This window comes from Desulfovibrio psychrotolerans, from assembly GCF_013340305.1.
Classification (GTDB): Bacteria; Desulfobacterota; Desulfovibrionia; order Desulfovibrionales; family Desulfovibrionaceae; genus Halodesulfovibrio; species Halodesulfovibrio psychrotolerans.
In genome coordinates, this window is the sequence record NZ_BLVP01000005.1 from 25,362 (window position 1) to 38,454 (window position 13,093).

Here is a 13,093-nt window from a genome sequence, read left to right on the forward strand (position 1 = left end):
CGGCCACACAGACTTCCAGAGGATTCAGATGACCATGCCCCTTTCCCGTGCCACCATTTCCGGCAGCTCCTGCCTGCGGGCACTGTTTCTGCCCTGCTTCATCGCCCTCTTGCTGACAGTGCTCGCCCCCGTGCAGGGCACAGCCAGCACCTCTGCCCAGTTGGGCACCTTCCTCGAAATGAAGCAGCGTGAACTGGACATGCTGAACAGTACGGAGCGGAGCATAGCCGATGCCGCCGACCAGCGGCTGGAAGAAGCCCGCACCGAATACACCGCCATCAAGCAGCAGTTCGGCGAAACACTGCTGACGCAACGCCTTTCCCTCGCCTATCCCATAGAGGGACGGGCCATGAGCCGCCAACTGGAGTCCATGGAAACCCGCCTGCGCCGGACAGCCGAATCCCTGCGCGGCATTTCGGAACAGGCCGCCGTGCGCCGCGACAGGCTCAGTTCCGCCACCACCCGCGACATCGCCCCCGCCGGCTCCCTTCCCCCGGACATGCAAACCCTTGTGGAGGCCTACGCACGCCAGACCGCCGCCCTGCGCTCCCGTCTGGACTCCCAGCAGGAAAAAGCCGACAGCCAGCTCAAACAGGCCACCGCCCTGCTGGAAAAGATCACTGCCAAACGCATTGAACGCGAAGCAGGGCTTGCGGCAAGCTGGCAGGATTACTTCTTCCGCAACAAGGAGCCGCTTCTCTCCGTGGAACTGTGGAAGCAGCCGGGCTCCCTGCCCCTGTGGCTCTCCATCCGCACAGCCTCGCTCATGCAGGAACTGCTCATCATCAAAGAACGGGCCATCTCCGCCGTCCTGCTTTCCCTGTTCGTCCTGGCCCTTGCCGCCGCGGGCGGCATCCCGATGCTCAGGGCCGGACTGCGCGCCCAGCAGCCCGCGCCGGAACTGGCGGCCCGCCTGCACAGGGCCGGGTTCATCGGCTCGCTGGGATTTGCAATGGTGTTCACAGACATGCGCATCTTCGGCGGTGCGGCCCCCGCCTTCAGCGTTTTCTGCTGGTTCCTGTTCGGGCTGGGTGTGCTCATGGGGTCCAATGCCGTGCGCAAGCTGGTGCTGCCGGACTTCATAAACATATCCAAAGCCCCTGTGGCGTGGCTGTTCCTGATCGGCGGCGCCATTCTGGTCAGCGAAATGCCGGGCAAGCTGGTTGTGCCACTCTGGACATCCACCCTCGTCCTGTTCATGGCCTATATGATACGCGGGCACCGTCGGGCCAACCCCGGCCCCCTTGCACTGAACGTCTGGTTCTGGATGGGCATCATATTCATGCTGCTGGCAGTGGCGGGCTACGGCCGTTTTTCCGCCTTCCTGTGCATGTTCTGGTTCACCGCCTATGTGGCCTACGGCGTCAGCGCGGGCCTGCTGGCCGTGCTGGGCAGAAGCATGCAGAGCCTGCCGGATGAAGGCGGCTTCGTCATGGTCAAGGGCCTTGTCATGGGCACCGCCTCTCCCCTCATCTGGACAGGCAGCACGGCGCTGGGCTTCTACTGGCTCTATCAATTTCTCGGGGAAGGAATACTGCGCAGCGTGGGCGACCTCGCCATAAGCTGGCAGGGCTTTTCGCTCAGGTTCGCCAGTGTGCTGGTGCTGGCCATGCTCTTTTACGTGGCCCGCGCCTGTGTCCTGCTGGCACGGGGTGCGCTGGACCGCATGGCCCTGCGCTGGCCGCGCGAGCAGCGCGGCACTGCGCTATCCCTCAAGACCATGGCCACCTACGGCATATGGGGTCTGTACGGACTGGTGGGCCTGAACATCCTCGGCGTCAGCCTCACCAGCCTCACCGTGGTCGCAGGTGGTCTGAGCGTGGGCATAGGCTTCGGCATGCAGACCATCTTCAACAACTTCTTCAGCGGTCTCATCCTGCTGTTCGGGCGTTCCATCCAGCAGGGCGATATCATTCAGGTGGACAACCTGTGGTGCGTGGTGCGCACCATCAGCATCCGCGCCACCGTGGTAGAAACCTTCGACAACGCCTCCCTCATCATTCCCAACTCGCAGCTTGTCACCTCACAGGTCACCAACTGGACCAAGAACAACGCCACCATCCGCCGCGACATGCTCGTGGGCGTCGCCTACGGCTCGGATACGGAACTGGTGCGGCAAACGCTGCTCCGCGTAGCGTCCGAAAATCCTTTCGTGCTTCCCCACCCCGCCCCTGCCGTCATATTCAACGACTTCGGGGCGAGCAGTCTGGATTTCATCCTGCGGGTCTGGATAAATGACATAGACAATTCGCTGCGTGCCCTTTCCGACCTGCGTTTTGCCGTGGACAAGGCCTTCCGGGAAGCCAATATCGAGATAGCCTTCCCGCAGATGGACCTGCACATCCGCAGCGCACCGGGATTGCAGCAGGTGCAGGCCGCCCCCGTCATGGCGGCACCGGAAACCAAGGCATAGCAGACTGCTTGCGGGGCGGCGCAATACCTTTACCTGCGCCGGGTATGCCCGGCGTATCTTGGGGTCCGGCTACAGCCAGCGGTTCTTCTTGAAAAGATAAACCATTATACCGCCCAGCCCGCCCATGAAGGCCAGAGCCAGATAATAGCCATACTCCCACTCCAGTTCAGGCACGCGCTGAAAGTTCATGCCGTACACACCGGCTATGAAGGTAAGCGGTATAAAGATGGTGGCTATAATGGTGAGCAGCTTCATCACCTTGTTCATGCGCATGCCCGCAAGCGATATCTGCACGTCCAGCATGCCGGAGAGCAGGTCGAGCAACGCCTGCACCGATTCCACCACCTGCTCGGCATGCCCCTTCACGTCTGCAAGAAACGGGGCCGTCCCATCGTCAATCTCCACTGCCTCGTTCATATGCAGCGCCCCCAGCGCCTGCCGCGCGGGCATAAGCGCGTTGCGCAGTCCCACCACCGTACGCTTCAGGGTATAAATATCCTTCAGCGCCTGCTCGTCCATATCCCCTTCGCCCAACCGCTCCTCCAGTTCCTGCATATCCGCGCCAATGGCGCTCAGGGTGGCGTAATATCCGTCCACCAGCGCGTCCAGCATGGCAATGACCAGATACATGGACCCCAGCCGCCGCACACGTCCCCTCCCCTTGCGCAGTCTGCCCAGCACGCCCTCCCACACCGGTCCCGGTTCCTCCAGAAACCCCACCACCACGTTCTCCCGGCACGCCACCGCCGCGTGCCGCTCTTTAAGCCGCAGCGTCCCCGGCTCGTACTCAATCTGGCGAAAGGTCATGATCACATGGTCATCATACTCTTCCAGACTGGGCCTGTGTCCCGTGTTCAGAATATCTTCCACAGAAAGCGGATGCAGGCCGAACCAGTCCGCCACCGCCTGCACCTGTTCCGCCTCGTGCAGCCCGCTCAGAATGAGCAGATGGCTCGGCCCTCCTGCGTCTTCGCAGGTATCCGCTATACCTGTTCCCGAAGGAGCGTTGCCAATCCCCTCGTTATCAGTCCCTTTCTCGCCAGTCCCTTTCTCGCCAGCCCCTTTGTCGCCAGTCCCCTCGCAATAGGGCACTGCACCGGCAGGCACTCCGCCGGCGGCAACAGCAGCCGTGTTCCGTCCGTGTTCCCCGGCGGAACCCCCTTGCGGCACTGCCTCTGCCGCAGTCATGCGGCTGTCCGCATCTTCCCGCGCCCCGCCGCACGTTGTACGCAGGGGGGGCAGAACAAACGGAAACGTCTGCACCGTCTCTTCCAGTTCGGTGCCGGTATAGGCCACATGCAGCAGCACGGGGCTGAAGGACTTTCCCTCGCCCGCATACACGGCATCGCCCGCTTCCCTTCCCTGCTTTCCGCTGTGGTGCCGTATGGATTCGAACATGCTGTCTCCGTTATCCGCCCTTTTGTGCGCCCCGTTATCTGTTCCGTATCTGGCCGTATCTGTTCCGTATCTAGGCCGTATCCGGCCCGTTCTCTGGCCCGTTCTCTGGCCCGTATCTGTATTGACTATCTGTCGTCCGTTCCGGGCAGAATAACACACTGCGAGCTGCGCCCGTCCACCTTGAGCACCACAGGTTCTTCAAGGCGCACCCACCGCGTGAACACGCCCTCCTCGCGGACAGGCAGCGACTCAAGCCACGCCCAGTCCAGCAGGTCGTCCCCCTGCTGCCCCACCATGATATAATGAATACCCAGCGTGGTAAGATTATGAAAAAAGTGCGACCCCTGCGAAGGTTCCACCCGCAGATTCTCCGCAGCGGTTTCCACCATGGCGGCAACCCCGCTGATATCCTGCCAGCCCACGGGAATGCCCAGCCAGCGGTCCGCAGACCCCCACCGGCCGAAACCGATGAGCAGGTACGGCCTGCCCTCAGCCACCAGCGCACGATTCATGGCGGCAATCTCGCGCGCCATCTCCTGCGTGCGGGAAACGTCAAAGCTCTCCCGCCGCACAAACACTATATCCCGAATGTCCCGCCGTTCGCTGTTGCCCAGCGCATTGGCAGAACGGCATACCGCCACCCGGCGTTCCTCATCGGTAATGACCACACGCCGCACCTCCGCCCGTGCGCTCATGGGCCGCATCTGCAGCAGGGCAAACCGCCCTGCGGGATACCGCGCATCCGTCTCCTTCGCACCGGGTTCAGGCATATCCACGCAAAATTCCAGCTCCACGGCACCGCCCATGGCCTCTTCCGCCACCCCCAGCACATCGGTAATCAGCCCGGAAAGCGGAAACTGCCCATGCCGCAGAAGCTGCGAAAAAAGCAGCACCCGCGCCCCGGGCATATCGGTGGTGTCGCGCAACACGCCTTCCCGCGGATCGTAGGTGCTTGCCAGAAAAGAAAGAGGCCCCGCAGGCTCGGCATCGCACACATCGCGCAGCACCAGCCGGTCAGCGCACGCCTGCGGCGGGTCTTCGCCTTCCTGTCCCATGTACAGGCTGTAAAACCGCGACTGGGCATTATGCATCATATCCGCCGCAGAGGCGAACTGCGGCAGCAACTGGGGATGCCGCGGCGAAAAGCGCAGTGCCGTGCCCCCGTCCATGACCAGCTTGCCCAGCCCCATGGCCACGGTGGCAACACCATCCACCGTGCCCATGCGCCCGAAGGGGTAATAGTTGTGCGACTGCGCCACCCCGGACAGGGCGGGATAATAATGCTGCCCGTACTGCCTGCCCACCACTTCCTGTATCACCAGCCCCATCTTCTCCTCATCCGGGCGCAGCTTCACCCGGCGCGAAAACGCCTTGGGAGCCTGACAGCAGGTGGAGGCATACACCAGCCGCACGGCATCCAGCAACTGACGCAGCCGTTCCTGCGGGTCCGGGTGGTTGTTGGGCAGCATCCGGGTGGCGTACAGACCGGCATAGGCCTGAAACTGCGCGTCTTCCAGCAGACTGGATGAGCGCACCGTAAGCGGGCCGCGCACCTCGCGCAGATAGGCCCGCAGGTGGTGCTCCAGCCAGCCGGGCATCTTGCCCGCCAGAAACTGCCGCGCCACCTCCTCGTCTGTCACCTCTGTGCCGGACCCGTCGGCCTTGGCAAGGTACTTCAGGTTGTTAATACGCATAAAGGCGTCGTAGGCGTCCGTTCCCACTGCCACCGTGCGCGGCGGCGCAATGAGAATGCCGGGGTACTTGGCATGCAGCCATTCGTGCCGCGCCATCAGGCGGAACAGATACGCCAGACCGCGCCCCTTGCCGCCCAGCGACCCCTTGCCCATCTTGAGAAAATCCGTCTCAGGGTCAAAGTCTCCGGCATGGAAGGTGACCACCACCCCCCGCTGCCGGGCGCGTATGCGGTCACGTATGAGCGTGAGCAGATAATCACGCAGCATAAGGGGCGATGCAAAGTCGTTGTGCGAGAGAGGCCGCATCACGCAGGCAAGTTCAAACTCGTTGCGAGCAAAGAACCAGCGGGAAAAGTCATTGCGGTCGCAATGGGCAAGGAACACATCATCGGGAATGGTGCGCAGCATCTTCTCCACCCCGTGCATGCTGGAAGCCCGCCCAATCTCCCCGCCCTGCGCATCACGGAACACAAAATCCCCGAATCCGAGCTGTTCCGCCACAAACCGCCGCACCTCGGCAAGCAGCATGGGGGAATTCTTGTCCACAAAAAAGGCCGGAATATCACGCGCCTTTGCACCGTTGGCCGATTCGGAACTGGTCAGCAACAGCGGAATATCTCCGCGCCGCCCGCGTATGCCGCGCAAAAGCGCCACTCCCGCTTCCTCCGTCTGCACGCCCCCCCGGGGAAAACGCACATCGGATATAACCCCCAGCACATAATGCTGGTACCGCTCAAAGTATTCCATGGCCTGTTCAAAGTTCTCCGCCACCAGAATCTTGGGGCGGGCGCGCATGGCCAGCAGCCGGTGTTCCTGATTCAGCCCCTCGTGAATAACCTGCTGGGCCTGCAGCACCAGTTCGCGGTAGAGTATGGGAAGCAGCGAAGATATAAAGACCGGCGAATCTTCCACCAGAATAATAACCCGCACACCGGCTGTTTCCGTGTCCCGTTCCACGTTCAGCCCGTCTTCCGCCAGCTTGACTATGGCAAGCAGCAGGTCCGCATTGCCGGTCCAGACAAAAAAACGGTCCACGCCCATGCTGCGCAGGGTTTCGGTGTCTTCCGCTGCCTGATGCGTGAGCATGACCACGGGCATGTTGGGATGCGGAGCCTTCACACTTGCGCGCAGCGCACGCAGGTCTTCCGGCCCGAAGTTGGACATGAGGATGAGCATGTCGAACGACTGCTCCTCAAGGACGCGGGGCACCTCATCGAAGGAAGAAACCCACGTCAGGCGTGGAGGCTGGCTGAGGTTAAGCCCCCGGTATTCACTGACAAGCCGTTCAGAGAGCTTGCAGTCCTCCTCCATCACCCATGCGTCGTAGGGTGTGGAGAGCAGCAGTATGGTCCGCACCTTGCGGGCCATGAGTTCCTGATACAGGGCAAAACGCGCTTCCGCCCCGGTCCTGTGGCAATAGGGCTGCTCGGTCATGTGCTTCCTCCGCTCTCAGCGTAGCACACGCGGCGGAAAAACACGACAGCAAACGGCCCGCTTCCGGCCTTACCGCTCCCCCCCGCCAGAGTGCGGGGCGTACGGTGCGCACGGGCCTGCCACATCGCGCTTGTCGGCATACATGGCCTTGTCGGCCCGCAGGTAGGCACTGTCCAGCGTGTCTTCCGGCAGCACGGCAGAAAGGCCGCAGCTCACCGAAACAAAAATATCCCTGCCGTCCGCCCGCGCCACAGGCTCTGCCGCCAGCCGCTCCCGGAAACGCTCCAGCACAGCCCCTGCGGCCGCCTCGCCGCCCATAATCAGCAACATAAACTCGTCTCCGCCCCACCGGGCTATGGTGTCCGTCTCACGGAAGCACTCCTCGGCAAGGCGCGAAAATCCCTGCAACACATGGTCGCCCGCCGCGTGCCCGTAAGTATCGTTAATATCCTTGAATCCGTTCAGGTCCATAACGGCAAGTGAAAAAGGCAGCCCGCCGCGCCCCATCATGGCATGCAGCAAGGCGAACTTCATTTCCAGCCCCCTGCGGTTGTCCAGACCGGTCAGCACGTCCGTGCGCGCCTGTTCCTCCAGCCTGCGCTGGTAGCGGTTCACCGTGAGCACACTCACCATAAGCACCGCCAGCGTCACCAGCACCCCCGCCCCCACCGTGCGCACAAGGTTCTCCCGTGCGGAGAGCAGGGCAATCTGCTCCGGCTGCTGCACCACAAGATACCAGTCTATCTCCGGTATGTAGCGCGCGGTAAGGTACACATATCCGTCATCCCCCTCATAGGCAAAATCCACAGCGGCATTGCGCTCCTTCAGCACCGCTGCCGCCGCCTCCGGCGTGGTCACGTCCGCCAGCCCGCTCTTCATGACCAGCGCGGTATTCGGATGCACCTGCACCTGCCCGCGGGTGTCCGTCAGAAACACGGTGCGCCCGCCCAGATGGGCGAACCCTCCGAAAAACCGCGCCAGCGTCTCCATGTGCAGGCCCACGCCCGTCACGCCTATGGTGTTGCCGTCATAATCGAGCACGCGGTAGTTGATGAACACGGTCAGCGCGTTATCCGCCGCCTCGTTGGTGTCCACGTCCAGCCGCATGATCATGGGCGAATCCAGAAACGAATAATACCACCCGTCGTGCTCATCCTCGCGTGCAACGGTCTTGAGCACATCGTTGAAATGATAATACCGCCCCGTTGCCGCCGAGACAAAAAAGGTGGAAAAAAAGCCGAATTCCTCATGGATGCGCAGCAGATACTTGCGTACAAGCTCAGGGTCACGCTCACCGCTCAATGCCCAGTCCTTCAGAAAGGTATCGTTGGCCATCACAGATGACACGTGAATAGGCTGCATCAGGTCGGAATGAATTTCAGAAAAGATGGTGTCGCGCAGCAGCGGCAGTGAGGAATTTACAATCTCCTCACGTATGAACCGTCTGGAAACCTGATAGTTTACCACCGCAATAAACACGAACGCCGCCAGCATGATCCCGGAAAGAACGGATACCAGCTTGGCCTTGTCAGATCTCAATACCATGCGCACCACCTGCGTAAAGGAATAACGGTCCTTTGGGGAAATACTCCAGAAGCGCCGGAAAACCAAGTGATTTGCCACGCCCGCCTGCACCTCCTACCCCCACAGCCGCCGCCCGGCAAAACCCGTCACCCCGCACAGAGCCACATAATTATTCACGTTCAAGCCGTCTCTTCATCCGCTCCGGCACAAAGACCATGGCCCCCTTCTATGCAAAAAGCCGCCCTCCCGCATCCGGTCACACATGGTCACACGTGGTCAAACGTGATCACACGTGGTCGCACGTGATCACAGGTGGAAGAACCACCCTGCATTGAGTGAGCAATCAGTTCAGTTGCCAACCTCGGAAAAAATCCCTATAAGAGTTCTCTTTTCCGAAATACTGGGAGTAAAGATAATGCCGCACAAAGGTCCACACATTTCCATAGGCTCAGAGTTTCTCGTGCACCGGGTGCTGCGTATCGATCTGGACGAGTTCGAGGACTGGCCCGAGGCAGTCCGCGAAACGGCCATAGCGCTTGCAGAAGAGTTGTTCCTTGTCCGGTACAACCCGTTCATCGATGCGGAAACCGTGCGCCAGAGCGTGCAGGCCCGCTTCGATCAGACCGTGCCCGGCCTTGCCCACCATTACGCCACCACCCTGCGCGAAGGGCTTACCATGTTCTGGAGCTCCTACGATTCCGACATGGAATTCCGCGACGAGCTCATCAGGCGCATCGGGCAGGTGATCCCGCGCGACCGCATAGACCTGCGCCCCGGCTCGCTGGTGGAATGCTCCACCGATGCCACAGACCTGCGCATGGAGCTGCCGCTGCTTGTGGTCGCCCCCGCCAGCGCAGAAGAGGTCAGCGCCGTGGTGTGCCTTGCCAACGAGATGAAGTTCGCCCTCATCCCGCGCGGCGGCGCGTCCGGCTGTACGGGCGGCGCCATTCCCGCCCGCAAGCGCACGGTGGTTATGACGCTGCAAAAGCTCAGCCGCATCAGGGAAGTGAACACAGGCGACATGACCCTCACCGTAGAGGCGGGCGTCATCACCGCGTCCGCCATCAAGGCGGCGGCGGACAAGGGCATGCTCTTCACCGTAGACCCCGCGTCCAAGGCGGCGTCCACCATAGGCGGTAATATTGCAGAAAACTCCGGCGGTCCCTCAGCCTTTGAATACGGCACCACGCTGGACAACATCCTCTCCTACCGCATGGTCACTCCCACCGGCGAAATCGTGGATGTGGAGCGGGTGGCCCACCCCCGCCACAAGATCATGGAAACCGAAACCGCCGTGTTCGAGGTCAAAGACGTCTCCGGCGGCGTGCGCACCGTCATCACCCTGAAGGGAGACGAAATCCGCAAACCCGGTCTGGGCAAGGACGTCACCAACAAATTCCTCGGCGGACTTCCCGGCGTGCAGAAGGAAGGCACAGACGGCATCATCGTGGAGGCACGCTTCGTCTGCCATCCGCCGCAGAAGCATTTCCGCGTGGTGGTGCTGGAATTCTTCGGGCGTTCCATGCACAACGCCATGCTGGTTATCAAGCAGATAGTGGCCCTGCGCGATACCATCCGCACACAGGGCGATCTGGTAAAGATATCCGCGCTGGAAGAGTTCGGCATCAAATATGTAGAAGCCATCGAATACCAGAAAAAGTCCACGCAGTACGAGGGCAAGCCCATCTCCGTGCTCATCCTGCAACTGGACTCCAACGATGAACCCGCGCTGGAAAAGAACGTGCGCGACATCGTGGATATCTGTGCGCCCTACGACATGGTGGACGCCTTTGTCGCCAAAGATGCCGCGCAGGCGGAACACTACTGGGAAGACCGGCACAAACTCTCGGCCATCGCCCGCCGCACGTCCGGCTTCAAGATCAACGAAGATATCGTCATCCCCATCGACGTCATCCCCGACTTTTCCGACTTCATCGAAAAGCTCAATCAGGAATGCATGGGCAAGGCCTACCGCGCCGCATTGCAGGACGTGGGCCGCGTTCCCGGCATGCCCATGGAAGACAAGTCCCTGAACCGCGAGTTCACGTTCGCCTCCAAGGTGGCGCAGGGCAAGGTGCCCACGGCCGAACTTTCCGATCAGGAAATGCTGGACAGAACCACCGCCTACTTCGACGAGCTTTCGGAGAACTATCCCGCGCTCAAGCGCACCTTCCAGAAGATATACGAGCACATGCTCGCCACCCGCATCATCGTGGCCAACCACATGCACGCGGGCGACGGCAACTGTCACGTGAACATCCCCGTAAACTCCAACGACCCCATCATGCTGCATAATGCCGAAGAAGTGGCAGACGCCGTCATGACCAAGGCGCAGGAGATGCATGGCGAGGTCACGGGCGAGCACGGCATCGGCATCACCAAGATCAAGTTCCTGTCCGAAGAGAAGATGCAGGCCCTGAAGACCTTCAAGAGCCGCGTGGACCCGCATTCCATCATGAATCCGGCCAAGCTTACCCAGCGCGAAACGCCGGTCAAGCCGTTCACCTTCTCCTTCAACAGGCTCATCAAGGACATTCAGGCCTCCGGCCTCGCAGACAAGGACAGGCTCATCGGCCTGCTCACCAACATTCAGGTGTGCACCCGCTGCGGCAAGTGCAAGCAGGTCTGCCCCATGTTCTTCCCGGAAAAATCGCTCCTCTACCACCCGCGTAACAAAAACCTCAGCCTCGGCGCGCTGCTTGAGGCGGTCTACTACTCGCAGGTGAACAAGGGCAAGCCGGACGAAAACCTGCTCACCCAGTTGCGGCAGCTTGTGGAGCACTGCACCGGCTGCGGCAAGTGTACCGCCGTGTGCCCGGTGAAGATAAACTCCTCCAGTGTGGCGCTGGAGCTGCGCGCCTTTGTGGATGAAGAAGGCGCGGGCGGGCACCCTATCAAATCCAAGGTGCTGGATTACATTGCGGCAGACATTTCCGGCCGGGCACCGCGCGCCGCAAAGCTTGCCGCCATGGGCCAGAAGCTGCAGAACAGGGCACTCAAACTTATCCCCGCTTCATGGCGTTCGGGACTGGATAACCCGCTCTTTTCCGGCCCCGGGCCGGAGGTCGGCTACAACAGCCTTGCGGAAGCCATCCGGCTGGACAAGGGGTCCATCTTCATCCCCAAATCCCGTACGGAAGCAAAGCCGCTGGAAACGGTGTTCTACTTCCCCGGCTGCGGCGGCGCACTGTTCTACCGCAACATCGGCCTAGCCGGGCTGGTCCTCATGCTCCGGGCTGGCTTTGCCGTGATCATGCCGGATAAACACCAGTGCTGCGGCTACCCCCTGCTGGCAGCAGGCAAAGATACCCTCTACCGCAAAAACCGCGAATCCAACCTCACCGCCATGACCGGGCTGCTGGAAAAAGCCGCCGCGCAGGGGCTGAATGTCACCCACGTCATCACCGCCTGCGGCTCCTGCCGCGAAGGGCTGGAAAAATACAACCTGCCGGAATCGCTCAAGGCAGGGCTTATCCACAAGGATATGACGCAGTTGCTCATGGAGCGCACTCCCCCCGCACGCTTCGCGCAGGGTGGCAAGCTCCTCTACCACGCTGCTTGCCATGCGGAATGGAGCGGCGTGCACAAGGTCAAGGCTGCCGGGGTATACCAGAAGGCGCTTGCAGACTTCTCCGGCGCCAGCGTGGAGATAACCCCCGGCTGCTGCGGAGAATCGGGCATGGGTGCCATGACCAACCCGGAAATCTACAACAAGCTGCGCGGACGCAAGCAGATGAATATGGAAGCCTCGCTCACCGGCTACGGCGAGGGAGAACCCGTCATCGTGGGCTGCCCCTCCTGCAAGGTAGGTATCGCGCGCATCCTGCTGAACATGCAGGAAAAACGCCCCGTGCTGCACACGCTGGAATACCTTGCCGCCCAGATGCACGGCGATGACTGGAAAAAGCGCTTCAAAAAACTGGTGCTCGATTCCCTTGCCTCCGGCCATAATGGCCACAGCGGCAATGGCGGCAACGCCCGCGTGGTGGACGACGCCTCCCTTTAAACAGACAAAGCCCCCGGACCGCATGGTCCGGGGGCTTGGCTTTCATATCCACCGCGGGTTACGCGGGTTCAAACTCACTCTTGGGTGCGCCGCACACGGGGCATACCCAATCGGAAGCCACGTCTTCAAACTTGGTTCCGGCAGCCACGCCGTTGTCGGGGTCGCCTTCAGCCGGATCATATTCATAGCCGCAAATGGTGCAAACGTACTTCTGCATCGGAGTATTCCTTTTTACTTGTTCTTTTACAGCTCAGCCTTCCAGTGGCCATGCAGGTTGCAGTATTCACGCGCCGTAACCTTGGAGGCCTGAATGCAGAATTCAGCCACCGGTGTATCGCCGGGATTGAGGAACTTGGTGTAGCTCACGCCGTCGGCCACAAGCTCAATCCACTGTATCCAGTGCTTGGCTTCCATGGGATGCAGCACTGCACCCACAGACACCTTGTAACCGGTGGCGGTCTTTTCAATGACCGGCACATGCTTTTCGCGTGCTGCGTCAACAGTGCCTTCGGCTTCCAGATGCATTTCCTCGCCGCAGCACACCAGTTCTGCGCCGCCGCCCACCATCACTTCAACCATGTTGCCGCAGTGCTTACACCGGTAGATCTCAAGAAACTTGGGCAT

General features: G+C 61.1%; 7 protein-coding genes. 2 read left to right on the forward strand and 5 right to left on the reverse strand.

The features are described 5' to 3' along the window. Positions 1 to 28 precede the first annotated feature (28 nt). The gene (locus HUV26_RS04755) at positions 29 to 2,413 is read left to right on the forward strand and encodes a mechanosensitive ion channel domain-containing protein (RefSeq protein ID WP_205245116.1); all 2,385 of its coding nucleotides are present in this window, start codon (positions 29 to 31) and stop codon (positions 2,411 to 2,413) included. Positions 2,414 to 2,482: 69 nt separating this feature from the next. Here the strand turns inward: HUV26_RS04755 and corA are convergent, their stop codons facing one another. From corA to HUV26_RS04770, 3 genes are all read right to left on the reverse strand, one after another. Further along, positions 2,483 to 3,811, reverse strand: a complete 1,329-nt coding sequence (gene corA / locus HUV26_RS04760; RefSeq protein WP_174408972.1) for a magnesium/cobalt transporter CorA — start codon at positions 3,809 to 3,811, stop codon at positions 2,483 to 2,485. A gap of 125 nt (positions 3,812 to 3,936) precedes the next feature. Continuing rightward, positions 3,937 to 6,939: a PEP/pyruvate-binding domain-containing protein gene (locus HUV26_RS04765; RefSeq protein WP_174408973.1), complete on the reverse strand. Its 3,003-nt coding sequence runs from the start codon at positions 6,937 to 6,939 to the stop codon at positions 3,937 to 3,939. 69 nt (positions 6,940 to 7,008) lie between these two features. After that, positions 7,009 to 8,484, reverse strand: coding sequence for a sensor domain-containing diguanylate cyclase (locus HUV26_RS04770; protein ID WP_174408974.1), 1,476 nt, complete (start codon positions 8,482 to 8,484; stop codon positions 7,009 to 7,011). A gap of 394 nt (positions 8,485 to 8,878) precedes the next feature. On the opposite strand from HUV26_RS04770, the gene HUV26_RS04775 reads away from it, so the two are divergent. Then, positions 8,879 to 12,469 (forward strand): FAD-binding and (Fe-S)-binding domain-containing protein, encoded by a 3,591-nt coding sequence (locus HUV26_RS04775; RefSeq protein WP_174408975.1) that lies wholly within the window; start codon positions 8,879 to 8,881, stop codon positions 12,467 to 12,469. A gap of 58 nt (positions 12,470 to 12,527) precedes the next feature. On the opposite strand, the gene rd is transcribed toward HUV26_RS04775, so the two are convergent. Together rd and HUV26_RS04785 are read right to left on the reverse strand one after the other, a co-directional pair. Continuing rightward, entirely contained in the window at positions 12,528 to 12,686 is a 159-nt protein-coding gene (gene rd / locus HUV26_RS04780) for a rubredoxin (RefSeq protein ID WP_174408976.1), read from the reverse strand. Positions 12,687 to 12,712: 26 nt separating this feature from the next. Then, positions 12,713 to 13,093 (reverse strand): desulfoferrodoxin, encoded by a 381-nt coding sequence (locus HUV26_RS04785; RefSeq protein ID WP_174408977.1) that lies wholly within the window; start codon positions 13,091 to 13,093, stop codon positions 12,713 to 12,715.

Excerpts from the sequence above, each read along its gene's own strand:
- HUV26_RS04775 (WP_174408975.1), top strand. The coding sequence starts at position 8,879 with ATGCCGCACAAAGGTCCACACATTTCCATAGGCTCAGAGTTTCTCGTG.
- HUV26_RS04765 (WP_174408973.1), bottom strand. The coding sequence starts at position 6,939 with ATGACCGAGCAGCCCTATTGCCACAGGACCGGGGCGGAAGCGCGTTTT.
- HUV26_RS04785 (WP_174408977.1), bottom strand. The coding sequence starts at position 13,093 with ATGCCCAAGTTTCTTGAGATCTACCGGTGTAAGCACTGCGGCAACATG.
- HUV26_RS04755 (WP_205245116.1), top strand. The coding sequence starts at position 29 with ATGACCATGCCCCTTTCCCGTGCCACCATTTCCGGCAGCTCCTGCCTG.
- HUV26_RS04770 (WP_174408974.1), bottom strand. The coding sequence starts at position 8,484 with ATGGTATTGAGATCTGACAAGGCCAAGCTGGTATCCGTTCTTTCCGGG.
- rd (WP_174408976.1), bottom strand. The coding sequence starts at position 12,686 with ATGCAGAAGTACGTTTGCACCATTTGCGGCTATGAATATGATCCGGCT.
- corA (WP_174408972.1), bottom strand. The coding sequence starts at position 3,811 with ATGTTCGAATCCATACGGCACCACAGCGGAAAGCAGGGAAGGGAAGCG.